Source organism: Micromonospora desertarenae (assembly GCF_056150265.1).
The window spans coordinates 468,830-490,239 of sequence record NZ_JAXCFQ010000001.1; the positions used below are offsets into that span (position 1 = coordinate 468,830).

23 protein-coding genes and 1 pseudogene are annotated in these 21,410 nt (G+C 75.2%); 12 read left to right on the forward strand and 12 right to left on the reverse strand.

Annotated elements, in window-relative coordinates; genetic code table 11:
• Positions 1-236 precede the first annotated feature (236 nt).
• Positions 237-494, forward strand: coding sequence for a DUF3040 domain-containing protein (locus SM577_RS02140; protein WP_302918819.1), 258 nt, complete (start codon positions 237-239; stop codon positions 492-494).
• On the opposite strand, the gene SM577_RS02145 is transcribed toward SM577_RS02140, so the two are convergent.
• Positions 489-1,421: an SWIM zinc finger family protein gene (locus SM577_RS02145; protein WP_474586147.1), complete on the reverse strand. Its 933-nt coding sequence runs from the start codon at positions 1,419-1,421 to the stop codon at positions 489-491. The genes SM577_RS02140 and SM577_RS02145 overlap by 6 nt on opposite strands.
• A gap of 52 nt (positions 1,422-1,473) precedes the next feature.
• A complete protein-coding gene (locus SM577_RS02150; protein WP_474586221.1) occupies positions 1,474-4,704 on the reverse strand; it encodes an SNF2-related protein in 3,231 nt (1,076 codons plus the stop codon).
• A 64-nt stretch (positions 4,705-4,768) separates the two neighbouring features.
• On the opposite strand from SM577_RS02150, the gene SM577_RS02155 reads away from it, so the two are divergent.
• On the forward strand, positions 4,769-5,632 hold the full coding sequence (locus SM577_RS02155; protein WP_474586148.1) for a carbohydrate kinase family protein: 864 nt from the start codon (positions 4,769-4,771) through the stop codon (positions 5,630-5,632).
• Positions 5,633-5,716: 84 nt separating this feature from the next.
• Here the strand turns inward: SM577_RS02155 and SM577_RS02160 are convergent, their stop codons facing one another.
• On the reverse strand, positions 5,717-6,238 hold the full coding sequence (locus SM577_RS02160) for a DinB family protein (RefSeq protein WP_302918823.1): 522 nt from the start codon (positions 6,236-6,238) through the stop codon (positions 5,717-5,719).
• 84 nt (positions 6,239-6,322) lie between these two features.
• On the opposite strand from SM577_RS02160, the gene SM577_RS02165 reads away from it, so the two are divergent.
• A complete protein-coding gene (locus SM577_RS02165; RefSeq protein WP_302918824.1) occupies positions 6,323-6,529 on the forward strand; it encodes a hypothetical protein in 207 nt (68 codons plus the stop codon).
• Positions 6,530-6,562: 33 nt separating this feature from the next.
• Here SM577_RS02165 and SM577_RS02170 read toward each other — a convergent pair whose 3' ends face one another.
• Positions 6,563-7,711 carry a polysaccharide pyruvyl transferase family protein gene (locus SM577_RS02170; RefSeq protein WP_302918825.1) on the reverse strand — a complete coding sequence of 383 codons (1,149 nt, stop codon included), beginning with the start codon at positions 7,709-7,711 and terminating at the stop codon, positions 6,563-6,565.
• A 420-nt stretch (positions 7,712-8,131) separates the two neighbouring features.
• Here SM577_RS02170 and SM577_RS02175 point away from each other — a divergent pair, with 420 nt between their 5' ends.
• Both SM577_RS02175 and SM577_RS02180 read left to right on the forward strand, forming a co-directional pair.
• Positions 8,132-9,067: a phosphotransferase gene (locus tag SM577_RS02175; protein ID WP_474586149.1), complete on the forward strand. Its 936-nt coding sequence runs from the start codon at positions 8,132-8,134 to the stop codon at positions 9,065-9,067.
• Positions 9,068-9,163: 96 nt separating this feature from the next.
• Positions 9,164-9,379 (forward strand): helix-hairpin-helix domain-containing protein, encoded by a 216-nt coding sequence (locus SM577_RS02180; protein WP_474582099.1) that lies wholly within the window; start codon positions 9,164-9,166, stop codon positions 9,377-9,379.
• A gap of 224 nt (positions 9,380-9,603) precedes the next feature.
• On the opposite strand, the gene SM577_RS02185 is transcribed toward SM577_RS02180, so the two are convergent.
• Positions 9,604-10,401 carry an alpha/beta fold hydrolase gene (locus tag SM577_RS02185; protein ID WP_302918828.1) on the reverse strand — a complete coding sequence of 266 codons (798 nt, stop codon included), beginning with the start codon at positions 10,399-10,401 and terminating at the stop codon, positions 9,604-9,606.
• A gap of 51 nt (positions 10,402-10,452) precedes the next feature.
• Complete coding sequence (locus SM577_RS02190; protein ID WP_474586150.1) at positions 10,453-11,313, reverse strand: 4-hydroxy-tetrahydrodipicolinate synthase family protein; 861 nt, start codon at positions 11,311-11,313, stop codon at positions 10,453-10,455.
• Between the two features lie 70 nt (positions 11,314-11,383).
• Here SM577_RS02190 and SM577_RS02195 point away from each other — a divergent pair, with 70 nt between their 5' ends.
• The 3 genes from SM577_RS02195 to SM577_RS02205 are packed head-to-tail and all read left to right on the forward strand — an operon-like array spanning position 11,384 to position 13,403.
• Positions 11,384-12,295 carry a LysR family transcriptional regulator gene (locus SM577_RS02195; RefSeq protein WP_302918830.1) on the forward strand — a complete coding sequence of 304 codons (912 nt, stop codon included), beginning with the start codon at positions 11,384-11,386 and terminating at the stop codon, positions 12,293-12,295.
• Positions 12,296-12,335: 40 nt separating this feature from the next.
• The gene (locus SM577_RS02200) at positions 12,336-13,052 is read left to right on the forward strand and encodes a hypothetical protein (RefSeq protein WP_302918831.1); all 717 of its coding nucleotides are present in this window, start codon (positions 12,336-12,338) and stop codon (positions 13,050-13,052) included.
• A 24-nt stretch (positions 13,053-13,076) separates the two neighbouring features.
• Positions 13,077-13,403: a DMT family transporter gene (locus SM577_RS02205; protein ID WP_474586151.1), complete on the forward strand. Its 327-nt coding sequence runs from the start codon at positions 13,077-13,079 to the stop codon at positions 13,401-13,403.
• A gap of 18 nt (positions 13,404-13,421) precedes the next feature.
• Here the strand turns inward: SM577_RS02205 and SM577_RS02210 are convergent, their stop codons facing one another.
• On the reverse strand, positions 13,422-13,985 hold the full coding sequence (locus SM577_RS02210) for a hypothetical protein (RefSeq protein WP_474586152.1): 564 nt from the start codon (positions 13,983-13,985) through the stop codon (positions 13,422-13,424).
• 35 nt (positions 13,986-14,020) lie between these two features.
• The gene (locus tag SM577_RS02215) at positions 14,021-14,746 is read right to left on the reverse strand and encodes a GNAT family N-acetyltransferase (RefSeq protein WP_474586153.1); all 726 of its coding nucleotides are present in this window, start codon (positions 14,744-14,746) and stop codon (positions 14,021-14,023) included.
• Positions 14,747-14,836: 90 nt separating this feature from the next.
• Here SM577_RS02215 and SM577_RS02220 point away from each other — a divergent pair.
• Positions 14,837-14,998, forward strand: a pseudogene (locus SM577_RS02220) (GNAT family N-acetyltransferase); the annotation flags it as partial.
• Positions 14,999-15,120: 122 nt separating this feature from the next.
• Here the strand turns inward: SM577_RS02220 and SM577_RS02225 are convergent.
• Positions 15,121-16,149 (reverse strand): Imm1 family immunity protein, encoded by a 1,029-nt coding sequence (locus SM577_RS02225; protein ID WP_474586154.1) that lies wholly within the window; start codon positions 16,147-16,149, stop codon positions 15,121-15,123.
• A gap of 3 nt (positions 16,150-16,152) precedes the next feature.
• Positions 16,153-16,923, reverse strand: a complete 771-nt coding sequence (locus SM577_RS02230) for a nucleoside/nucleotide kinase family protein (protein WP_474586155.1) — start codon at positions 16,921-16,923, stop codon at positions 16,153-16,155.
• 284 nt (positions 16,924-17,207) lie between these two features.
• Between SM577_RS02230 and SM577_RS02235 the strand changes: the two genes are divergently transcribed.
• The 3 genes from SM577_RS02235 to SM577_RS02245 are packed head-to-tail and all read left to right on the forward strand — an operon-like array spanning position 17,208 to position 19,221.
• Positions 17,208-17,588 carry a YciI family protein gene (locus SM577_RS02235; RefSeq protein ID WP_302918839.1) on the forward strand — a complete coding sequence of 127 codons (381 nt, stop codon included), beginning with the start codon at positions 17,208-17,210 and terminating at the stop codon, positions 17,586-17,588.
• Positions 17,589-17,593: 5 nt separating this feature from the next.
• Entirely contained in the window at positions 17,594-17,980 is a 387-nt protein-coding gene (locus SM577_RS02240; RefSeq protein ID WP_474586156.1) for a YciI family protein, read from the forward strand.
• Positions 17,977-19,221: an RNA polymerase sigma factor gene (locus SM577_RS02245; protein ID WP_474586157.1), complete on the forward strand. Its 1,245-nt coding sequence runs from the start codon at positions 17,977-17,979 to the stop codon at positions 19,219-19,221. Before SM577_RS02240 ends, SM577_RS02245 begins: the two co-directional genes overlap by 4 nt.
• Positions 19,222-19,660: 439 nt before the next feature.
• On the opposite strand, the gene SM577_RS02250 is transcribed toward SM577_RS02245, so the two are convergent.
• Together SM577_RS02250 and SM577_RS02255 are read right to left on the reverse strand one after the other, a co-directional pair.
• Positions 19,661-20,344 (reverse strand): DUF1062 domain-containing protein, encoded by a 684-nt coding sequence (locus SM577_RS02250; RefSeq protein WP_474586158.1) that lies wholly within the window; start codon positions 20,342-20,344, stop codon positions 19,661-19,663.
• Positions 20,345-20,587: 243 nt separating this feature from the next.
• Positions 20,588-21,151: a dihydrofolate reductase family protein gene (locus SM577_RS02255; protein ID WP_302918844.1), complete on the reverse strand. Its 564-nt coding sequence runs from the start codon at positions 21,149-21,151 to the stop codon at positions 20,588-20,590.
• Between the last annotated feature and the right edge of the window lie 259 nt (positions 21,152-21,410).

The following is a 21,410-nucleotide window of genomic DNA, read 5'->3' on the forward strand; positions in this document are numbered from 1 at the left end:
ACGTAACGTTTCCGCCGTACGCGACGCTTTTAGCGCCGTTCAACGGCACAGGGAAACTTAAGGTCCGGATAAGCCTGTGCTGAGGTGTCCGGGAGGTGCTCGCCCGGGCGTCGGCTCCCCCCGCGTGACGGCCCCCGCGGTGCCCGCGCGGCGGGCCAAACTGGCAGCAGGAGGGGCGTGAGCCGCCGCCGCAACGGGTATGCCGCCGAACCGCTGAACGCGTGAGGGGAAGGCACATGCTCAGCAAAGAGGATCAGCGCAGGTTCGAGCAGATCACCCGTCACCTCCGGGAGAGCGACCCGGCGTTCTTCGCCCGGCTGGACAACCGGGCCCGGGCCCGCCGCAGCCGCTATCTGATGCTGTTGACCATCGTGCTGTGGGCCTCGCTGCCGGCGGCGACGGTGCTGGGCGGCCGGCTGGCCGGCGCGATCTGCGCGGTGGTGCTGCTGGCCAACGCCGCCGTGATGTGGCGGTACCGGCGCCGCTGGCTATGACCCGCCGAGGGCCCGGTAGGCCCGCCGCAGCCGTTCCACCAGCCCCGGCCCGCCGATGGCGGGCGCCGGCGGGCCGAGCTGGCGCAGCAACAGGTCCGGCCCGGTGGCCAGGCTCGGCGGCCGGTCGGGCAGCGGCACCGGCGGGAGCCAGAACCGGTCCACCGCCTCGGCCAGTGGGGTCGGCGGCAGGCCGGCCACCGCCCGGGCGGCGCCGACCGCCGGCACGTCCGCAGTGCCCGCCGCCGGTCCGGCCGGGGCCGGCGCGGCCACGCCGTCCGGCCTGGACGGTCGATCGCCGGCTGCGGCGTCGTCCGCTCCGCCGGCCGCGGCGCGCAGCGCACGCAGCCGGTCGAGCAGCTCGGCGCGGGCCCGGCCCCGCCAGTGCAGCAGCTGGAACGGATCGGCGTCGAACGCCTCGGCGAGCAGGTAGAAGGTCGCCGCCAGGTGCTTGCACGGCACGGCGAAGTCCGGGCAGCTGCAGCGCTGGTCCAGCTCGTCGATGCCGGCCGGGAAGAGCGGACGGCCGGCGGCGGTGAACAGCTCCTCCAGCTCGGCCGGCAGGTCACCGGCGAGCAGCCGGGCGCTGAAGAACGCCTGGGCGGCCAGGTCGTCCTCGATCCGGGCCCAGAGTGCGGCCGGGAACGGGGCCAGCGCGATGCGCACCTGGTACGGCTGCGCCCGGGAGCCCTGCACCACCGCGCTCACCACGCCGGGGGCGATGTCCAGGCTGACCACCTGGCCGGCCCGCGCGTACGACCGGCCGCGGGTCAGCCGGGTGCCGAGCGCGAACGACTCCAGCACCTCCAGGAAGCGCCGCGACCACCAGGACCGGCCGATGGCGCCCCGGGTGCTGCGGGCGCGCAGGCCGCCGTCGACCCGGCGGGGCCGGCCGTAGTCGGCGAACCGGCCCTGCGCTGTCTCGCTCACGGCACCGCTCCCCACCGCCGGGCGACGCCGTGCGGGGCGGTCACTGCTCCGCTCACTCCACCACCGCCCCGGCCTCCAGGCTGAACAGCTCGCGCAGCTGCGCGGTGGACAGTTCGGTGACCCACTGCTCGCCGGTGCCGACCACCCGCTCGGCCAGGCCGCGCTTGTCGGCGATCAGCGCGGCCACCTTCTCCTCCACCGTCCCGGCGCAGACGAACTTGCGTACCTGCACCCGGCGGCGCTGGCCGATCCGGAACGCCCGGTCGGTGGCCTGGTCCTCCACCGCCGGGTTCCACCACCGGTCGACGTGCACCACGTGGTTGGCGGCGGTCAGGGTGAGCCCGGTGCCGCCGGCCTTGAGCGAGAGCACGAACAGGGCGGGCCCGTCCGGCGACTGGAAGCGGGTGACCATCGCGTCCCGCTCGGCCTTGCCCACCCCACCGTGCAGGAACAGCACCTCCCGGCCGAACCGGGCGGCGAGCTGCCCGCGCAGCATGCCGCCGAACTCGGCGTACTGGGTGAACAGCAGGGCCTTCTCCCCCGCCGCGAGCACCTCGTCGAGGATCTCCTCCAGCCGGGCCAGCTTGCCGGAGCGCCCGGCCAGCGGCGAGCCGTCGCGCAGCAGCTGGGCGGGGTGGTTGCAGACCTGCTTGAGCCGGGTCATGGTGGCCAGCACCAGCCCGCGCCGTTCGATGCCGTCGCTGGACTCGATCCGGGCCATCATGTCGTCGACCACCGCCTGGTAGAGCGAGGCCTGCTCGGCGGTCAGGTTGCAGACCACCTCCATCTCCAGCTTCTCCGGCAGGTCGGAGATGATCGACGAGTCGGTCTTGAGCCGGCGCAGCACGAACGGGCCGGTGATCCGGCGCAGCCGCTCGGCGGCCTCGGCGTCGCCGTGCCGCTCGATGGGTTCGGCGAACCGCTTCTTGAAGGTGGCCGCCGGGCCGAGCAGCCCGGGGTTGACGAACTGCATGATCGACCAGAGGTCGGCGAGCCGGTTCTCCACCGGGGTGCCGGTGACTGCGATCCGGTGCCGGGCCGGCAGCGCGCGTACCGCCTCGGCCTGGCGGGTGGCGGCGTTCTTGATCGCCTGGGCCTCGTCCAGCACCACCCGGTGCCAGTCGATGCCGGCCAGGTCCACGGCGTCGCGGGCGGCCACCGAGTAGGTGGTGAGCACCAGGTCCGCGTCGTGCACGGCCGTGCCGAACCGCGCCCCCCGGGCCCGCTCGGCGCCGTGGTGCACGTGTACGCGCAGCCCGGGCGCGAACCGGGCGGCCTCCCGCTGCCAGTTGCCGACCAGCGACATCGGGCAGACCAGCAGGGTCGGACCGGCCTGCGGCGGGTCCCCGGCGAGCAGCGCGAGCAGTTGCACGGTCTTGCCCAGCCCCATGTCGTCGGCGAGCACCCCGCCCAGCCCGAGGGACTGGAGGAAGGCCAGCCAGGCCAACCCCCGCCGCTGGTACGGCCGCAGCGTGCCGTGGAAGGTCGGCGGCGGGTCGAGCGGGGTGAGCCGCCGCTCCACCGCGCCGGCGAGCAGGTCGCCCAGCGCGCCGTCGGCGGTCACCTCCAGCACCGGCAGCGCGTCGGGCTGCTCGGCGTCGGAGAGGCCGAGCCGGAGCAGGTCGGCCACGGTCAGCTCGCCGGCCGAGCGGAGCAGCCGCAGCCCGGCGGCGAGCCGCTTCGGGTCCAGCTCCACCCAGCGGCCGCGCAGCCGGACCAGCGGGGTCTTCAACGCGGCCAGCGACGCCAACTCGTCAGCGGTCAGCGGCTGGTCGCCGAGGGCCACCTCCCAGCGGTAGTCGACCAGGGCGTCCAGCCCGACCCCGCCGGCGGCGGTGGCCACCGTGCCGGGCGCGGTCCGGCTGCGCGCCTGCAACCGGGCGCCCAGCCGCGACGAGGGGCGCTGCCACCAGGAGGGCAGCAGCACGGCGAAGCCGGCGGCGTGCAGCACCGGGGCGCCCTCGCGGAGGAACCGGTGCGCCCCCTCCACGTCCAGCTCCAGCGCCTCCGGTGTGGCGGTGCGCAACGCGACGTCCAGCTCCGGCCAGAGCCGGCTGGCCCGGCCCAGCTCGGCCAGCAGGGTCTCCTGCGGGCTGTCCAGCCGGCCGGCCAGCCCGCCCACCGCCTGCTCGGCGCGCCAGACCTGCCCGGCCGCGACGTGCAGGCTCGGCTCGTCGGCCGCCTGGAGGCCGAACTCGACGCGCCAGTGGCCCTGCTGCGCCACGGTCGCCGCCGGGTCGGCGGGCACCACGACGACCGGCTCGGTGATCTCGTCGGCGGGCGGCTCGACCAGCCGGAAGCTGGCCCGCACCGAGCCACCGGCGGCGTCGCGCTGCCAGCTCTCCAGCTCGGTGCGGAGGGTGTCCAGGGCGGCCGGGTCGGCGGTGAAGTCCCGGCGCGGGCCGGTGAGCGCGGCCAGCCAGGCCGGCACCGCGCCGTTGCGGCGCACCCCCCGGGCCAGCGAGATCTCCCCGAGCGCCGCCCGGGCGGCCGCGTCGGTGAGCGCGTCGAGGGCCCGCGCGACCAGCTCGCCGGCCGGCAGCTCCGCCGTCTGGGGGCTCACCGGCCGGCGATCGGTGGCTCGCGGACCGTCCGGGGCGCGCGGGCCGGCGGGCGGGCGTACGGCCGGGTCGAGCCGGTCCACCCGGAGCACCGCGCGGGCGGCCGGGGGCAGGGCCAGCGCGAGCGCCCGGGCCCAGGCCGCGTCGGTGCCGGTGAGCAGCGGCCGCCACACCGCCCGGGCCCCGCTGCCGTCGCCGCCGGCGCGGTCGGGGCCGCCGGCCGGATCCGCCGCCCGGGCGGGCGGGTCGGCGAGGCCGGGCAGGACCCGGCCCCGGGTGACCAGGTCGGCGGCGAACTCGGCCAGCTCGGCGAGGTGCCGCAGGGTGGCGCCGGGCGCCGCGGCGGCCAGGTCGAGGCGGCGCAGCAGCGCCCAGGCGGCGTCCGGGGCGTACACCAGGACGGGGACCCGCCAGCCGGCGAGGGTGACCGCCCCGCGGGCCGGCGCCACGGCGGCGGTGCGGACCAGCTCCGGTGAGTCCAGCGGCGACCCGGCCCGGGTGGGCAGGGTGAGCAGTGCGGTGCCGAGGTCGGCGGGGTCGGCGCCCTCGGCCAGCGCGGCGGCCAGCGTGGCGTGGTCGGCGGCGAACGGGTGCGGGCGCTCCCGGGGGGCGCGGCCGGGCCGACGGGGCGCGTCGCCCGGCCGGGTGCTGTCCTCGGCCCAGACGGCGAGGCCGCCGTCCGGACCGTCGCCGGGCAGCCACGACCCGTGGATGACCAGCACTCGCTCCCCCTCGTCGACGCCCGGGCCCAGGATAGGCGGCCGGGGCAGGCTACCGTCGAACGCCATGTACGACCTGTTGGTGATCGGCGGCCTCGGGGTGGACGTGCGGGTGCGGGTGCCCGGGCTGCCGCTGCCGGCCGCCGACTCGGTGACCGTCGACCCGATCGACCTGCGGATCGGCAACACCGGCGCCGGGGTGGCCCTGGCCGCGCACGCGCTCGGCCTGCGGGTGGCGGTACTGGACGTGCTGGGCGCCGACCCGGCCGGGGACGTGGTCCGGGCCGCGCTGGCCCGCACCGGGGTGCACGCGGTGCTGGCCGACGCCCCGGCGGGCACCCGACGGTCGGTGAACCTGGTCGACCCGGCCGGCCGGCGGATGTCGCTCTACGACCCGCGGCCGTGGCGCGGGCCGGCCCCGTTCACCCCGGCCGAGCTGGCCGCGCTGGTGCGGGACGCCGCGCACGTCCACCTGTCGATCATGGATTGGACGCTCGACCTGCTGCCCGCGCTGCGCACCGGGCTCGCGCCGGGCGCCGCGGTCTCCACCGACCTGCACGACTGGGACGGCACCAACCCCTACCACCGCCCCTTCGCCGAGGCCGCCGACCTGGTCTTCGTCAGCGGCGTCCGGCTGGACGGGACCGCCGGTCCGGTCGCCGCCGCGCTGGCGCCGCGCACGGTGGTGGTGACCCGGGGCGCGGCCGGCGCCGAGCTGCACCCGGGGGCCCGGCCGGTGCCCCCCGCCGCGCCGCCGGCGCCGGTGCGGGACACCAACGGCGCGGGGGACGCCTTCGCGGCCGGCCTGATCGCCGCTCGGCTGCGCGGCGCGGCGCTGCCCGACGCGGCGGCGTACGCGGCCCGGGTTGCCGCCGCGGCCTGCACCCACGACGGCATGGAGTACCCGCCCGGCCTGCTGCCGTGCCCCTGACGGCCCGGCCACGCTGCTCCGGCCACGCTGCTCCGGCCACGTGGGCCGGGTCGCGGCCCGGGTCGCCGTCGACGGCGGCCCGGCTCAGAGCGCGCCGGTGCTGCCGTCGGTCAGCTCGCGCAGGACGTCGGCGTGCCCGGCGTGCCGGGCGGTCTCCTCGACCATGTGCACCAGGATCCAGCGCAGCGAGACCTCGCCCAGCTGCGGGTGCGGCACCACGTGGTCGAGCGGGAACCGGGCGGCCACCTCCCGGGAGCGGGCGCAGGCCCGCTCGTAGTCGGCGGCGAGCCGCTCGACGGTGTCCTCCCCGGTCAGCGTGAAGCTGGCCAGCGCCTCCTCCTCGGTGGTCAGGTAGACGTCCCCCGGGCCCGGCGCGAGCAGGCACGGGAACCAGTTCCGCTCCACCAGGGCGAGGTGTTTGAGCAGGCCGGCGAGGGTGGTCGCGGAGGGCACCAGCCGACGCGTGGCGTCGGCGTCGGAGAGGCCGCGCACCTTGCGCAGCAGCACGGCCCGGTGGAAGTCGAGGAAGGATTCCAGCACCGCCCGCTCGTCGCCCGTCCGGGCCAGCACCGGGCCGAGCGTGGGGTCGATCGAGATCTCCGCCATCGGCTGACGGTAGCCCCGCGACCGGCCGGTCCGCTGCCCCGCTATTCGCTGCGGGGGCGCGGTCGCCGGGGGCAGGATGGGCCCATGGCGACAACGGTAGAGATCCCCCTGGCGGGCGGGCCGGCCGACGGCGAGACGGTCACCGTCGAGCTGGACCCGAACGGCCGTCCCCCGCTGACCCACCACCACCTGGGTCCCGAGGGGTTGGCCCAGGCGGAGATCTACGAGTTGGAGACGGTCGGCGGCCGGGCCCGGGACTGGCGCTACTGCTGGCGCGGCCCGGCGGTGTGACGACCGCGACGCGCGGCCGGCGGCCGGCGGCGCTCAGGCGCCGACCCGGGCCAGGTTCCGGGCACGCAGGCTCTCCAGCACCGCGCGCGTGACCTGCGAGGTGCCCCGGGCCTGGTCGCACACCTCGGCCACCCGCCGGGCGGTGGCCTCGGACCGGTGTTCCCGCTCGTCCCAGAGCCGGTCCACCTCGGCCAGCAGCGGCCCCTCCACCTCCCGCTCCACACCGCGCAGCGCCGGCACGCCGAGCCGCTGGGCCAGGTCGAAGACCTTGCCGGCGTACGGCAGGGGCAGGAACGGCGTGCCCACCATGGCCGCGAAGATCAGGAAGTGCAGCCGCATGCCGACGGCCAGGTCGAAGTGGCGCATCAGGCCGAGCACCTGCTGGGGCGAGTAGGTGCCGTGCAGGATCCGGCCCCGCTCGGCGGCGATCATGTGGGACAGCACGCCGTGCGAGTGCCGGATGTCGTCCCGCTCCATCGGCACGAAGAGCACGTACGCGTCGACCCGGTGCACCAGGAAGTCGCCGATCTGGGCCAGCAGCCGGTGGTAGCCGTCCACGTCGAGCCGTTCCGCGGCCCGACCGGGCTCGCGCACGCTCATCCCGATCAGCCGCTTGCCGGCCGGCACCCCCTCCTCGCGCAGCAGGTGCGCCGGGAAGTCCTCCGGCTCCAGCAGGAACGCCGGGTCGGCGGTGACCGTGATCGGGTTGAGCAGGCCGGCCTCCTCCAGCACCATCCGGGACTCCTGGTCCCGGACGGTCACCTGGGTGGCGCTGGCCAGGGTCTCCCGCACCATCCCGGTGTCCACGCCCTCGCTGAGCGGCCCGACCCCGACCGCGTACGTCAGCAGCGGCAGGCCGCGCTCCTGGGCGACCCGGACCACCCGCAGGTAGCGGCGGGCCTCCTTGTCGTAGAGGATGCCGCCCCCGCCGAGGATCAGCAGGTCGAGCTGGGCCAGCACGAGCGCGGAGTCGGTGCGGCTGACCCCCTCCCACGGCACCGCCTCCACGTCCGGGTGGGCCACCCGGGTGTGTGCCGGGTTGCGGGAGAAGACGATGATCCGGGCGTTCGGCTCCTGCTCGCGCAGATCGGCGAGCAGCCCGGTGAGGATCGCCTCGTCGCCGAGGTTGCGACCGCCGTACGAGCCGAGCACACCGATGGTCAGTCCGGCGCCACGCGTCATCCGTCGCTCCTCCCCAGGTGCGTCCAGGGGGGTTTCCCGTTGCGCCCGGGAACAACCCTCGCCCGGTCAGCCCGCCGGGTCGATCGGCTTGGCCATCTGCCGCGGTGACCTGGAAGCCGAGGCTCTCGTGGACGGGACACCAAGGCGGAAACCACGCCGGCCGGGCCGAACCCGGCCGGCCGGGGTGGAGACACCAGACGAACGAGGCTGATACCTCTGAGTCATCAATATGCCGTGGAGGTATCGGGCTTGCGGGACGAGGTGCCCACCCGCGACGACACGCCGACCCGGCACGGCGCGACAGCGCGGCACGAGCGGCACCACATCGCGCGGAACCGGCACCGGGGATCGCGGAGGTGACGGTCCGCGCCGCCGGTAATCGGCTTGCCCGCCGGTCCCGATGTCGACCACGGTGGACCGGTGGAGAGCCTGACGAAGGGCCGGATCGGCTGGGCCGGCCTGCCCGACCACGTGCGCGCGGAGGTCGAGCGGATCCTCGGCGACCGGGTGGTCGAGGCGGTGTCGCAACCGGGCGGCTTCTCCCCCGGCACCGCCGACCGGGTGCGCACCGCCGGCGGCCGGCGCGCGTTCGTCAAGGCGGTGAGCCCGGCGCAGAACGACGTCAGCCCGCGGCTGCACCGCACCGAGGCCCGCAACACGGCGGCCCTGCCCGGACACGCCCCGACGCCACGGCTGCTCGGCCACTACGACGACGGCCACTGGGTCGCGCTGGTGCTCACCGACGTGGACGGCCGGCATCCGGTCACGCCGTGGCGGGCCGACGAGCTGGCCGTCGTGCTGGCCGCCGTGGAGACGCTGGCCGCCGCGCTCACCCCGAACCCGGTGCCACACGCGCCGACCGCCGCCGAGCACCTGGCGTACGACTTCACCGGCTGGCACCGGATCGCCGCCGACCCACCGCCGGGCCTGGACCCGTGGGTGGCGCAACGCCTGCCCGAGCTCTGCGCCGCAGCCGAGCGGGGCCTGGCCGCGCTGGACGGCGACACGCTCTGCCACGCCGACCTGCGCGCCGACAACCTGCTGCTCGACGCGGCCGGCCGGGTGACCGTGGTGGACTGGCCGTGGGCCTGCCGCGGGCCGGCCTGGCTGGACACCGCCCTGCTGCTGGTCAACGTCCGCCTGCACGGCGGGCACGACACCGAGGCGCTGCTGCGCCGGCTGCCGCTCACCGCCGACGTCGATCCGGCCGCCCTGACCGGCGTGTACGCCGGCCTGGCCGGCTTCTTCGCCGACGCCGCCCGCCGGCCGCCGCCGCCCGGGATCCCCACCGTCCGGGCGTTCCAGCAGGCCCAGGCCGACGCCCTGCTGCCCTGGCTGGCCCAGCGGATGCGCTGAACCTGTCGGTGGCCGGCGCTACCGTCCCCCCACCGGGCCGGCCGCGCGGACACCACCGGCGGCGGGGCAGACGGCACACGGCGAGGAGCCGACACGATGAGCGACGACGACATCCCGCGCGCGGCCGGCGCACCGGCCCGCGGCGCGTTGGCCGCGGCGGGCTGGACCCGCCTCTCCCAACTGACCGCGGTGACCGAGCGGGAGCTGCTGGCCCTGCACGGCGTGGGCCCCAAGGCGGTCCGGGTGCTGCGCGCGGCGCTGCGCGAGCGCGGCCTCGGCCTGGCCGGCGATCCACCCGGCACCGATCGCTGACCCGCCCGGCGTCGACCTCGCGGCGGACCTCCACCTGGTCAACCCCGGGCCGACCGACACCGACACCGACGCCAGCCCGGCGGACGGGCCGAACGCGGCGGCGGTCGGCGGCTTCACGGGCTGACCGGCGCGCCTGGCCCGCTGCGCCAGCCGGGCGTGGCGGTGCCGTGCCGCCGCGCCCGGCTCCGCCGGCGGATGTCCTGCCCGCGCTCGGCTCGGCGCCGTCAGCCGGGCGCGCCGGCCGGGTGGGTGAGGAACGGCAGCACGGCGGCCGGCAGCGCCGGTGAGCGGACGATGTCGTAGTGGGTCAGCCCGGGCAGCACCGCCAGCCGGGCCGCCGGCCGGCCGGCGCCGTCCCAGCCGGCGTCCCGGTGGCCGCCGCCGAGCAGCCCGAAGAACTCCGCCATGTGGGTCACCGGGATCGAGTCGGCGTCGGCGAAGACCAGCATCGTCGGCGCGGTCAGCGCGGCCACCTGCGCCGCCCAGTCGTACTCGCGCCGCAGCAGGGCGCCGGACTTCGCCCAGAGCGCCGGCCAGTCCTGCGGCCGGGGCGCGAGCCGCGCGTAGAGCAGGTGCGGCGGGGTGCCGCGCATCCGCTCGCCGACCTGCTCGTCGTGCTCCGCCATCGCGGCCAGCACCTCGGGATACCAGCCCCGCCGGCGGCACGGCGCGGAGACCACCACCAGCCGGCGGACCAGCGCCGGATGCTGGATCGCGGTACGCAGGGCGACCCCGCCGCCGAGCGAGTAGCCCATCAGGTCGGCCTCGGCCAGGCCGAGCCGACCGATCAGCGCGGCGACGTCGTCGGCCATCGACTCGTAGCGCAGCGGGCGGTCGATGTCGGCGGTGTGCCCGTGGCCCTGGAGGTCGACCCCGATCACCCGGCGTCGCTCGGCCAGCGCCGGCAGGATCTCGGCGAACGTCTCCACCGCGCCGTAGCTGCCGTGCAGCAGCACCAGCGGCCGCCCGGTGCCGTGCGACTCGTACCAGAGCCGCAGCCCGTTCACCTCCGCGTAGCTCACGCCGCCCCCGCCGTCGTCGGTCCCGATCCCACACCAGGGAAACGACGGCGACTACCGGTCGAGGTGCGCCAGCACCGCCCGGAGGGTCGCCGGGCCGGCGGGCAGCAGCGGCAGCCGTACCGCCGGGGTCGGGATGCGGCCCTGCGCGTGCAGGACGGCCTTGACCACCGCCGGGTTGGGCTCGGCGAACAATGCCCGTGACAGCGCCGCGAGGCGGTGTCCGAGGGGCCGGGCCCGGGCCACGTCGCCCGCCCGCCACGCGTCGATCAGCGCGGCGAACTCGGCGGTGGCGAGGTGGGCGGAGGCCAGGATGCCGCCGTGCGCGCCGAGGGCGAGCAGCGGCGCGACCACCGCGTCGTCGCCGCCGAGCACCGCGACGTCGGGTGGCAGGTCGGCGAGGAACTCGGAGGTGTCGGCGTCGATCCCGCCGGTTGCGTACTTGACCCCGGCGACGCCGGGCAGCCGGACCAGGCGGCGCAGCGCGTCCGCCGACAACGGCTGCCCGGTCCGGTACGGGACGTGGTAGGCGACCAGCGGCACCGGGCTCACCCGGGCCAGCTCGGCGAAGTGGGCGAGCACCCCCTCCGTACCGGGGCGGACGAACGGCGGCACCAGGCAGAGGGCGGCGGTCACCTCGGGCCGGTCGGCCAGCGCGCGCAGCGCCGCCACGCTGCTCGCGCCGACCAGCAGCGGCGCCGAGCGCTCCCGGCACACCCCGGCGACCACGTCGACCACCTCCCGGCGCTCCCGGTCGGTCAGCGCGCCGGGCTCCCCGGTGGTGCCGAGCGCGACCACCCCGGTGGCCCCGGCGTCCAGCACCTGGTGGGCGAGCGCGGCAAGCGCATCGGGGGCGACCGCCCCGGCGTCGTCGAACGGGGTGATCAGCGGAACGTACAGGCCGGTCAGTGTCATGCCTCCAGCCTGGGCCGGACAATTGTGCAGCACCAGTTCAGATTCCTGAACGGAAACGTAAGCTGAGCTGATGCTCGACGTCCGCCGTCTCCGCCTGCTGCGTGACCTGGCCCGGCTCGGCACCATCGCGGCCGTCGCCGAGGCCCACGCGTACACGCCCTCCGCGGTGTCCCAGCAGCTGGCGGCCCTGCAACGCCAGGCCGGCGTGCGGCTGCTGGAACGCGCCGGGCGGCGGGTCGCGCTCACCGCCACCGGGCAGGCGCTGGTCCGGCACACCGAGGCCGTCCTGGCCGCGCTGGAGGCGGCCGACGCCACCCTGGCCGCCGCGCGGGCGGGCCTGTCCGGCACCGTACGCATCGGCGCCTTCCCCAGCGCGGTACGCACCCTGCTGCCGGCGGCGCTGGTGACGCTGACCCGCGACCACCCGGCGCTCGACCTGATGGTCGCCGAACTGGATCCGGTCGCCGTGCCGGCCGCGCTGCGCGACCGTCGGCTCGACGTGGCACTGCTGCACGACTACGACATCGCGCCGGTCGAACCGGATCCGGCGCTCGAATCCACCCCGCTGCTGGACGAGACGGTGTACCTCGCGGTGCCGGCGGGGGCGGCCCCGGCCGGCGACGGTGACCCGGTGCGCGCCGCACAGGGGGCGGACTGGATCGTCGGCAGCCCCGGCACGCTGTGCCACACCGTGGCCCTGCACGCCTGCCAGCTGGCCGGGTTCCGCCCCACCGTGCGGCACCACGCCGACGACTTCACCGCCGTGCTCGCCCTGGTGGCCGCCGGTCAGGGCGTCGGTCTGGTGCCCGAACTCGCGGTCGGGCAGCCGGTGCCGCGGGTCCGCCTGCTGCCGCTGGCGGTCCGGCGGCGCACCCGGGTGGCGTACCGCAAGGGGGCGGGCGACCACCCGGCGGTCGCCGCCTGCGTACGCGCGCTGCGGGCCGCCACCGGCGACCTGCTGGCGGATCGGCCGGCACAATGACCGGCGGGACGCGACCAGCCGAGCAGCCGGAGGATCGGACGTGGACAGCGCGCCGTGGCGGACCGGGCCGGTGGCGGCCCTCGCCGAGGGCACCGGACCGGAACCGGTCCTGGACTACTACCTGATCCGCGCCCCGGCCGGCGGGATCGACGGGATCGTGGTCGAGGAGTTCGTCCGCGGCCCGGACCACTCGACCGTCGGCCTGGACAGCGCGGGCTGGACGGCCGCGGCCGGCCGCTGGTGGAGCTCCGCCGCGTTCAGCCAGCGCATGCGTGCCGACCCGGAGCTGCGCGCCCGGGTGACGCCGGTGCGCCGGGACACCGCGGCGGCGGTCCATCATCGGCTCGCCGGGGCACCGCTGCCCGCCGAAGCGGTGCTGCGCACCCGGTTCCGCGACCGCCAGCCGTTCGCCACGGCCGCGCCGCTGCGGCTCGGTCCGGCGGGCGCGCCCGACGGGTGCCACGAACGGCGGGTCTACCGGGTCCTGTTCGCCAAGGACCTGCCCGCGGACCGGCTGGCGGACCTGGCGACCCGTTGGGGGCCCGACGGCTGCCGCCCGGCCGGCCGGCAGCGGATCGGCGCGGACCGGTTCAGCTGGCAGCTCCGCCGGGTCGGCCGGGACATCGCCTGGGGTCTCGACCTGACCGTGCTGCTGGCGACCGCCGACGACACCGCCGTCGGGCCGGTGCTGCGCGAGCTGACCACCGCCGTACGCGAGCAGGGGCTCATCCCCGTGACTACCGAACGGTTCGCCTGACCGTCCCCGTACCGAGGAGTGCCCGTGCCGTACGTCTTCCTGCTCGCCGCCATCGCGGCCGAGGTCTTCGCCACCAGCACGCTCAAGGCGACCGAGGGGTTCAGCCGGCTCTGGCCGACGGTCGCCTGCCTGGCCGGCTACCTGGTCTCCTTCGCCGCGCTGTCACAGGCGGTCAAGGACATCCCGGTGGGCGTCGCGTACGCGCTCTGGTCGGCCCTGGGCACCGCGGCGATCGTGGCGATCGGCGCGGCGTTCCTGGGCGAGCCGATCACGCTGGTGAAGGTGGTCGGGGTCGGCCTCATCGTCGCCGGCGTGGTGACCCTCAACGTGGGCGGGGCGACGTCCCACTGACCGGGTGGGCTCGCCCGGCTAGGGGAGATCGAGGAGCTGCGGCGGGACCTCGCAGAGCAGCCCCACCGAATTCATCCGGTCGGTGAGCGGCTCGCCGTCGGCGGTCGGCGCCACGAAGTGCGGCCGGCCGCCGGCGGCGAGGTCGGCGGCGTACCGCTCGCGGGTCTGGACGAGCGTCTCCCAGTCGGCCAGCCACAGCGTGGTCGGGCGGTCGTCGGCGAGCAGGTCGGCGTCCAGTCCGCGTACCTGCGCCACCATGGCGGTCACCGCGGCGTTCTGCTCCCGGATCGAGCGCACCCGCGCGTCGACGGGGGCGCCGGGCGGCGCGGCCTTCGCCGCCACGGTGGCGCGCATCGTCGCGCACGCGCTCTCCGCCACCTCGCTGACCGGCGGATCGTCGATCAGCTCGGGCCGGTCGTGGTTCGCGTACGTCCAGAGACCGGCGCAGAACACGACGACGCCGCAGACCGCGCTCACGACGACCAGGCCGCCGCCGAGGACCCACCACCGCGCCGTGCCCCGCCTCGACCGCGGCGGCCCCGCGGCGGCCTCGGGCGGCGGGAAGACCGGCGGAAGGCTCACGCCTGCATCGTGTCGCTCCCTGCCGACGGCCGGTGTCAGTCGATCGGATCGACCCTGATGCTCACCTGGTCGCCGAGTTCGCGGAATCCGAGCCGGCGAGCGAGCCGGCGGGAGGGCTCGGGGCGGGCGCGCCACTGCGGCAGCAAGTCGTCGCCGAGGGCGTCCGCCACCGCCGCGGCGGCCACCGCGGCGGCGAGCCCTCGGCCCCGGAACCCCGCGCCGGTCAGCACGCCGAAATGGGCGACGGAGCCCGGCCACCGGCGGTAGCCGGCCGCCGCCACCACCCGGGAGCCCTCCCGTACGACGAAGACCGGCGAGGTCACGTCCCGGAGGCCGCTCTCCGCGGCCTCGTCAGCGGCGACCGCCGCGAGGAACGCGGCGAGATCCGGGTGCCCAGGCGGCAGCGGTGCCACGTCGGCCATGCCCGTCGCCGGCCGGAACTCGGGTTCGTCCAGGTAGGCCAGGGTGGCGGGACCGAGCACATCCCGAATTCCGGGGATGCCACGCCACCGCTGCGCAGCGACGGCGGACCGGGCGGACCGGTCGGCGAGCGAGTCGCGCAGGAAGCGGGCGGTGGCGGCGTCCGGCGCGGTGGCGAGGCCGGCGTCCCCCAGCACCACGACGCCCGCCCACCCGGGTGGGCACAGCCGCGAGTCGGCGGCCACCACCACCCGGACGCCGTCGGTGGGGAAGCCGGCCGGCACACCGGCCAGGTGCACCCAGAGGTCCTGCGCGCGACGCAGCAGGGTGGAACGCGCCATCGCCGCATCCTCCCCGGGCGCCGGCCCGCCGGCCACCGACTTTGTCGCACCGTTCACGGCGCGCCGCCCGGCGCTGGCAACATGCCTCCCGTGCGCACCGTCACCAGTGACCGTCTCGTGCTGCGCCCCTGGCGCGACGACGACGCCGACTTCCTGCTGGATCTGGAGTCGCGCTGGGAGGTCGTCCGCTTCCTGGGCGCGCATCCCACCACCATGACCACCCGCGACGACGCCCTCGCCTCGATCGGCCGGCTCGGCATGACCGGTCTCGGCCGTACGACCCGGTACTACGACGCCCCGCACGAACTCTTCGAGAAGCTGCCCGGCTGACCGGCGGGGCCGGGCGCCGCCCACCCGGGTCGGGGCGGGCAACGCTACGGCTTGTCGACCCACTGGACGTTGACCGGGCGCCGGCCGGTGCGGAGGAACCCGTGCCCCGCTCGCCGGGCCTCCTCCTCGGTGAGCTCGAAGGGTTCGGCGTCGTCGGTGGTGAACCACGGGTCGGCGTAGGCGTATTCGGCGTCGCCGGCCGTCTGGCCGGGTGGGGCGCCCGGCGGCACCGGCCCCCAGCTGAGCATGATCTCTTCCTCGTCCTCCCAGACCAGCGCGGAGCTGTCTCCCTGCAGGGTGATGTGCAGGCTCCGCACGCCGTCCTCGCTGACCAGCGTCACGCCGCCGGCCGGTGAGCCGTCGAGGAGGGCGTCGAGGTCGGCCGGGCCGGCCACGACACTCTGGGTGCCGTCGATCCAGGCGTGCAGCGGCGCGTTCACCGACCGGCCGGCGGTGGGGTCGCGCAGCCATTCCGGCAACCCGGTGAGCTGGTTGCCGGCCAGGTCCAACCGGGTGAGCGCGGTCAGGCCGCCGAGCGACTCCGGCAGCGCGGTGAGCTGGTTGCCGGTCAGCTCCAGCCGGGCGAGGGCGGTCAGCTCACCCAGCGACTCCGGCAGCACGGTGAGCCGGTTCTCGGTCAGGTCCAACCGGGTGAGAAAGGTCAGCTCGCCCACCCATCGCGGCAGCTCCGACAGCTGGTTGTGGGACAGGTCGAGCCAGGTGAGAGCGGTGAGCCGGGAGAGCGACTCCGGCAGCGCCCGCAGCTGGTTGCCGGACAGGCCCAGCCACGTGAGGGAGGTCAGGTTGCCGAGCGACTCCGGCACCCCGGTGAGCTGGTTGAAGCCCAGGCCCAGCCGGGTGAGGGCGGTGAGGTCACCCAACCAGTCCGGCAGTTCGGTGAGGTTGTTGCCGACCAGCAGCAGCTCGGTGAGGCCGGTCAGGCCGGCCAGCGACTCTGGCAGGGCCGCCAACGACAGGCGACTCAGATCCAGCGAGGTGGCGCCGCCGCGGCGGGCCGCCTCGATCCGGTCCTCAGCACTATGTTGCGGTTGCCCGGATGACGTCTCCACCACTCGTCAAGGTTCACATGAGCCCGACGGGCGACCGCCACGGGGGTCACCCACAGTGGATCGTCGCCGCCAGTGCCGCCGGCCGGCCGCTCTTCGACAGGTTGCATGCCGCCCTGCCGACGGAGGGGCCGGCTTCCAGCGCAGCGTGCCGGGGTTGAGCGGGTCGGTCATGTCGAGCACGATGTCTGCTCGGTCGAGCGGCCGTGCCTGCACGCGATACAACTCCTGCCCGGGCAGGTACCGGCCGCGGTACCGCTGCTCCACGGCAGCCGCCGAGCCGAACAGTTCGAGATCCCGTTCCAGGGCCCGCCGCACCGTCACCTCGGGCGCGACGTGTAGGTACAGCGCGACGTCCCAGTATTCGCGCAGTTCAGGGCGGAGCAGGAAGACGCCGTCGAAGACGACGATGGCATCCGCCGCGGCCCGCCGGTACGCCGGCGGCACTGGCTCGTCCGCTCGGTAGTCGTACGCGGCGGGACGGTAGCGCCCGTCGCCGCCGGGCCCCAGCGGGCGCAGGACCGAGCCGACGATGATGTCGTGGTCGAACGAGTCCAGGTAGTAGCCCTCGGCCGACAGGGAGCCGCGTTGCCGGCGCACGGCCTCCGGCCGATGGAAGCTGTCCACGCTCAGCCGGATCACTTCCCGCTGCTGGCTCAACAGGTGGGCCAGGTCATCGGAGAAGCGGGTCTTCCCGGCCGCGTCGGGACCGTCGACGGCCACCCGTAGTGGGTGTGCCACGCGGCGCCGCAGGAGGTGGTCCACCAGGCGCAGCAGCACCTGCTCACGTCGGTTCGGGCCCACCCGCCGCATGCTATGCCAGCGGTCCGGGCGGTCGCCGGCACGTCGCTCGCGGGGATAGCCACCCGCCGGGACGCGCCGTCGGTGTTCGTCAAGGCCGTCGACGGCGCTCCGGCCGAGGATGTCTTCGCCGCAGCGGAACTTTTGGGATGGTGTCGTATCAGAGCGCAGCCGTTCGTGGAACTGGTGTGCGGCGGCCGGCCGGACTGCCGCACGCGAGGAGTCGGGAGATGCCCCTCGTCCCGGACCGAGAGGAGACAATCATGACGGAGTACCTGATCACCTTCAACGATGAGTGGGTGCCCGAGCACACGGCGGAGCAGGTACGCGAGAAGAGCAGGGCCGGCCTGGCGGTGATCGAGGAGATGCAGGCCGACGGCGTCCTCATCTTCTCCAACGGTGGGCTCGACCGGTCTACCGCGGTGTGCAGTGTCGAGTCGGTCGACGGCAAGCCCGTCTTCACCGACGGCCCGTACGTCGAGACCAAGGAACACCTCGGCGGCTTCGCCGTGGTGGACGTGCCCGACGACGCGGCGGCGCGATACTGGGCCGGCCGGCTGGCGACCGCGCTCGACTGGCCGCAGGAGGTGCACCGGTTCCGAGGTCCCGGGCAGGCCCGGCGTAACGGCTCTGCGGAGAAGTGAGCGCGGTGCCCCGGTACCTGCTGTCCGTCTACGGACCGGCCGAGCGCACCGAGTCGAGCAGCCATGCCTCCCGGGACGCCATGGTGCAGGCGTTCGCTGGCACCGGCGCCTTCAACGAAAGACTCCAGCGCGACGGTCACCTCGTCTTCGCCGACGGCCTGGCGCCCGCGACGACCGCCACCACCGTCGACGGGCAGGGCGGGAAGCCGGCCCTCACGGACGGGCCGTACCTGGCGACGACGGAGCACCTCGACGCTTTCTGGGTGATCGAGGCGGCCGACCTCGACGTGGCCCTGGCGCTTGCCGCCGAAGGGTCGAGAGCGTGCCACGGCCCGGTCGAGGTGCGTCCCTTCCGGGCCGAGGAACCCCGTCGAGCACCGCTGAGGCCGTGAGCGATCCCACCGTCGAGCAGGTGATCACCCGGGTCCACCGCGAGGAGTGGGCGCGGGTGGTCGCCGGTCTCGCGCGCCGTTTCGGTGACCTCGACGTCGCCGAGGAAGCGACGGCAGAGGCGTTCCTGGCGGCGGCGGAGCGGTGGCCGCGCGAGGGCGTACCGCCCAACCCCGGCGGTTGGCTCGCCACCACCGCGACCCGCAAGGCGATCGATCGGCTCCGTCGCGAATCGCAGCGCGACGCCAAGCACCAGGCGGCCCGGATGGTGTACGACGACACCCCTCCTGAGCCGACCGGTCCGGTCGAGGACGACCGGCTCAGACTGGTCTTCACCTGCTGCCACCCCGCGCTCGCGATGGAGGCCCGGGTGGCGCTCACCCTGCGCCTGCTCGGCGGCCTCACCGTCCCCGAGATCGCCCGCGCCTTCCTGGTGCAGGAGACCACGATGGCGCGACGGATCACCCGCGCCAAGGCGAAGATCAAAGCGGCACACATTCCCTACCGGGTGCCCTCGGCCGACGACGTCCGCGAGCGGCTCGCCGGTGTGCTCGCGGTCGTCTATCTCGTCTTCAACGAGGGCTATCTCGCCAGCGCGGGAAACGACCCGGTGCGCGTCGACCTCACCGACGAGGCGATCCGCCTCGGCCGCCTGCTCCGAACTCTCCTCCCGGACGACGGCGAGGTGGCCGGCCTGCTTGCCCTGATGCTGCTCACCGACGCCCGGCGGCTGGCGCGCGTGTCCCGCACCGGAGAGCTGGTGACTCTCGGCGAGCAGGACCGCGTCGCATGGAACCGCACCCAGATCGCCGAGGGCGCCGCCCTGGTCCGCGAGCGGGTCAAGGCGGTGGCGGCCGGCGGTGACCCACCCGGGCGCTACCAGCTGCAGGCCGCGATCAACGTGGTCCACACGGCTGCCCCGTCCGCCCGGGACACCGACTGGTCCTCGATCGTCGCCCTCTACGGGCGCCTGGTGCGGCTCGACCCCTCACCGATCGTGCGGCTCAACCGGGCGGTCGCGGTCGCCGAGGTCGACGGTCCCGGGGTCGGGCTCGCCGAGATCGACCGGCTCGCCGCCGTCCTCGACGGCTACCACGCCTTCCACGCCGCGCGCGCCGACCTGCTGCGGCGGCTCGGGCGCGGCGGCGAGTCGCGGGCGGCCTACGACCGGGCCATCGGTCTTGCCGGCAACCCCGCCGAGCGGGCCTACCTCACCCGCCGCCGCGACCAGCTCGCCGGCTGATCGGCTCCGACGCGCGCTTGCGCTGTCGCAGCGCACGAGTTCTGCGGTGCGGTGTGCCGTCACCTGCTCCCGTCGGGCCCGTGCGGGGTCACCGCCGGGACCTCAGCACGGTGCGCAGCTGATCAGCGTCGATCTTAGGAAGACGTCGCCGACACGCAGGGTCGCGCGCTCGTCATGGGCGACGACGACCTCGACCTTCTCCACGTCGGCCATCGTCACGGGGAGGACCACCGACGTCACCCGGCTTGTCGCCCGCGCCCGGGCGGCTGACCGCAGCCCGCTGCCCGGCGGCCTCGTGCGCCGCCGACCGCTGACGGGTCGAGCGCCGCCTCGGTCCGCCGGGCCTCGGCACGCGGATCGTGGAGTCCGAGCGGCATGTCGTCGCGGTCGGTGACCTCCGTGGCCCGACTCCGTCAGGGTCGACGACGGAGCCGGGCGTTCACCTCAGTCTCCGGTGTCGGGCCGACCCTGACCGTCGTTCGCGCCCGGTCATCAGCGACCGCGCGCGCAGCGCCGCGTGATGCGGTCCGGGGCAGGGCCACCGTGCCCTCCGCCCCGGCTCGGGCCCGCGGCGGCGGCTCACCGCGGGACGAACGAGAAGTCCCGGTGCGTGCTGCGGTCGACCGGAATGCCGATCGTGACCCGGCGAGCGGTCTCCGCGTGGCTGGTGCCCAACCCTCTGGGCGAGGAGCCGTTCGGAACGAACGGGCACGGGCTGGCCGACGATGACCGGAGCCTGGACGGGCCAGGGGCTGTCGGGTGGGGTCGGGGCGAGCAGTTCCCGGCTCGGCTCCCACTTCAGCGCGAGCCGGTTGCGTTGGGCGATCAGCGGGTCGAGTAGGACGCGGGCGACGAGGGCAGCGGAGTTACGGAGGTAGCCGCACAGAAGGACCGGATCCAGGCACCGGACCGGGATGCGATCGTGGACGGTGACTCTGCTGGTGCGGTCGCAGGACACGCAGCCGACCAGGAGCCAGACGTCGACGAGTTTGCCGTTGGCACTGACCCGGAACGTCCCGTCGCCGGCGAGGCCGGAACGGCAGTGGACGCAGGCGAACGCGAGCAGGGGAAGGCGCGTGCGCCACACGGTCCAGGACAACACGATATGAGGACGCGTAGACATGATCTCTCTTCAGACCTGACGGAAGGCATGGGAAAGGAGTCGACGGCAACGTCGGCGACCGATGCGCGGGGAAGGTGTCAGTTCTAGAGAGCAGGCGGCGTCACGCGGGGTGAAGTCCTCTCGTGATGGGTCGGAGCAGCAGGTCCGGTGACAAGCTAGGGCGGGACGGCTCGGCGAGGCCACCGGTTTTCCTGGCGCCCAGCAGTGAGCGGCGGGTCTCGGGCCGGCGTGACAGCCCCCTGGTTAGCGGCCGAGCGAGCGGTAACGGAGGTGAAGGACGCCGTTTCGGAATCGACGCTCGTCGAGAAGCGCGAAGTCGGCGCGCACGCCAGTAGGCAGCCCCGGCTTGCCGCCTCCGACGGCCGCGGGCCAGACGAACAACTGGCACTCGTCAACCAGTCCAGCCCGCATGGCTTGCGCCGCCAGGTTGGCGCCGCCAATGGTGATGTCACTGCCGGCCGTCACCTTCAGCCGCTGTACGGCGGCCGGGTCGAAACGGCGCTCCAAGCTGGTGGCGGCCGTAGACACCGCGGTGAGAGTCGTGGAGTAGACGACCTTGTTCGCCGCCTGCCAGGCGCTCGCGAAGTCAGCCATGAGGCCGGACTGCGCGGCTAGCGCAGCGTCGGTTTCCCAGACGGCCATCGACTCGTACAGGCGCCGCCCGTAAAGGAAAGTACCCACCGACCGCAGGAGGTCGGTGGTGAACGCGAATACCTCCTCGTCGGGCGGGAACCAGTCGAAGGCTCCGCTGTCGTCCTCGATATAGCCGTCGAGCGACACATTGGTCACGTAGATCAGCTTTGCCATGCCTCTACCTTTCGGTCCCGATGGGGAGGTCACCTTCGCCCGCTGGCCGGTTGAGCAGCACGTCTGTTCCGGGATCGGGCAGGCGTCTCCCGCCTCTCGCCCGTTCCACGAACGACTCGGCCCGGATCCGACGCCATCCCGAGAAAAAGTTCCACGGGATCCTCGGCTGGCCGGTCGTCGAGCTGCTCGTCCGTAACGAACGCCCATTCCGCGAGCTCGCCGTCCCGGAAGGAGACGGCTGAGAGCTGGTGGGGCGGGA

Coding starts and splice junctions, on each gene's coding strand:
- SM577_RS02195 (WP_302918830.1), top strand. CDS start 11,384: ATGCTCGACGTCCGCCGTCTCCGCCTGCTGCGTGACCTGGCCCGGCTC.
- SM577_RS02180 (WP_474582099.1), top strand. CDS start 9,164: ATGAGCGACGACGACATCCCGCGCGCGGCCGGCGCACCGGCCCGCGGC.
- SM577_RS02215 (WP_474586153.1), bottom strand. CDS start 14,746: ATGGCGCGTTCCACCCTGCTGCGTCGCGCGCAGGACCTCTGGGTGCAC.
- SM577_RS02235 (WP_302918839.1), top strand. CDS start 17,208: ATGACGGAGTACCTGATCACCTTCAACGATGAGTGGGTGCCCGAGCAC.
- SM577_RS02170 (WP_302918825.1), bottom strand. CDS start 7,711: ATGACGCGTGGCGCCGGACTGACCATCGGTGTGCTCGGCTCGTACGGC.
- SM577_RS02190 (WP_474586150.1), bottom strand. CDS start 11,313: ATGACACTGACCGGCCTGTACGTTCCGCTGATCACCCCGTTCGACGAC.
- SM577_RS02155 (WP_474586148.1), top strand. CDS start 4,769: ATGTACGACCTGTTGGTGATCGGCGGCCTCGGGGTGGACGTGCGGGTG.
- SM577_RS02250 (WP_474586158.1), bottom strand. CDS start 20,344: ATGTCTACGCGTCCTCATATCGTGTTGTCCTGGACCGTGTGGCGCACG.
- SM577_RS02160 (WP_302918823.1), bottom strand. CDS start 6,238: ATGGCGGAGATCTCGATCGACCCCACGCTCGGCCCGGTGCTGGCCCGG.
- SM577_RS02140 (WP_302918819.1), top strand. CDS start 237: ATGCTCAGCAAAGAGGATCAGCGCAGGTTCGAGCAGATCACCCGTCAC.
- SM577_RS02165 (WP_302918824.1), top strand. CDS start 6,323: ATGGCGACAACGGTAGAGATCCCCCTGGCGGGCGGGCCGGCCGACGGC.
- SM577_RS02255 (WP_302918844.1), bottom strand. CDS start 21,151: ATGGCAAAGCTGATCTACGTGACCAATGTGTCGCTCGACGGCTATATC.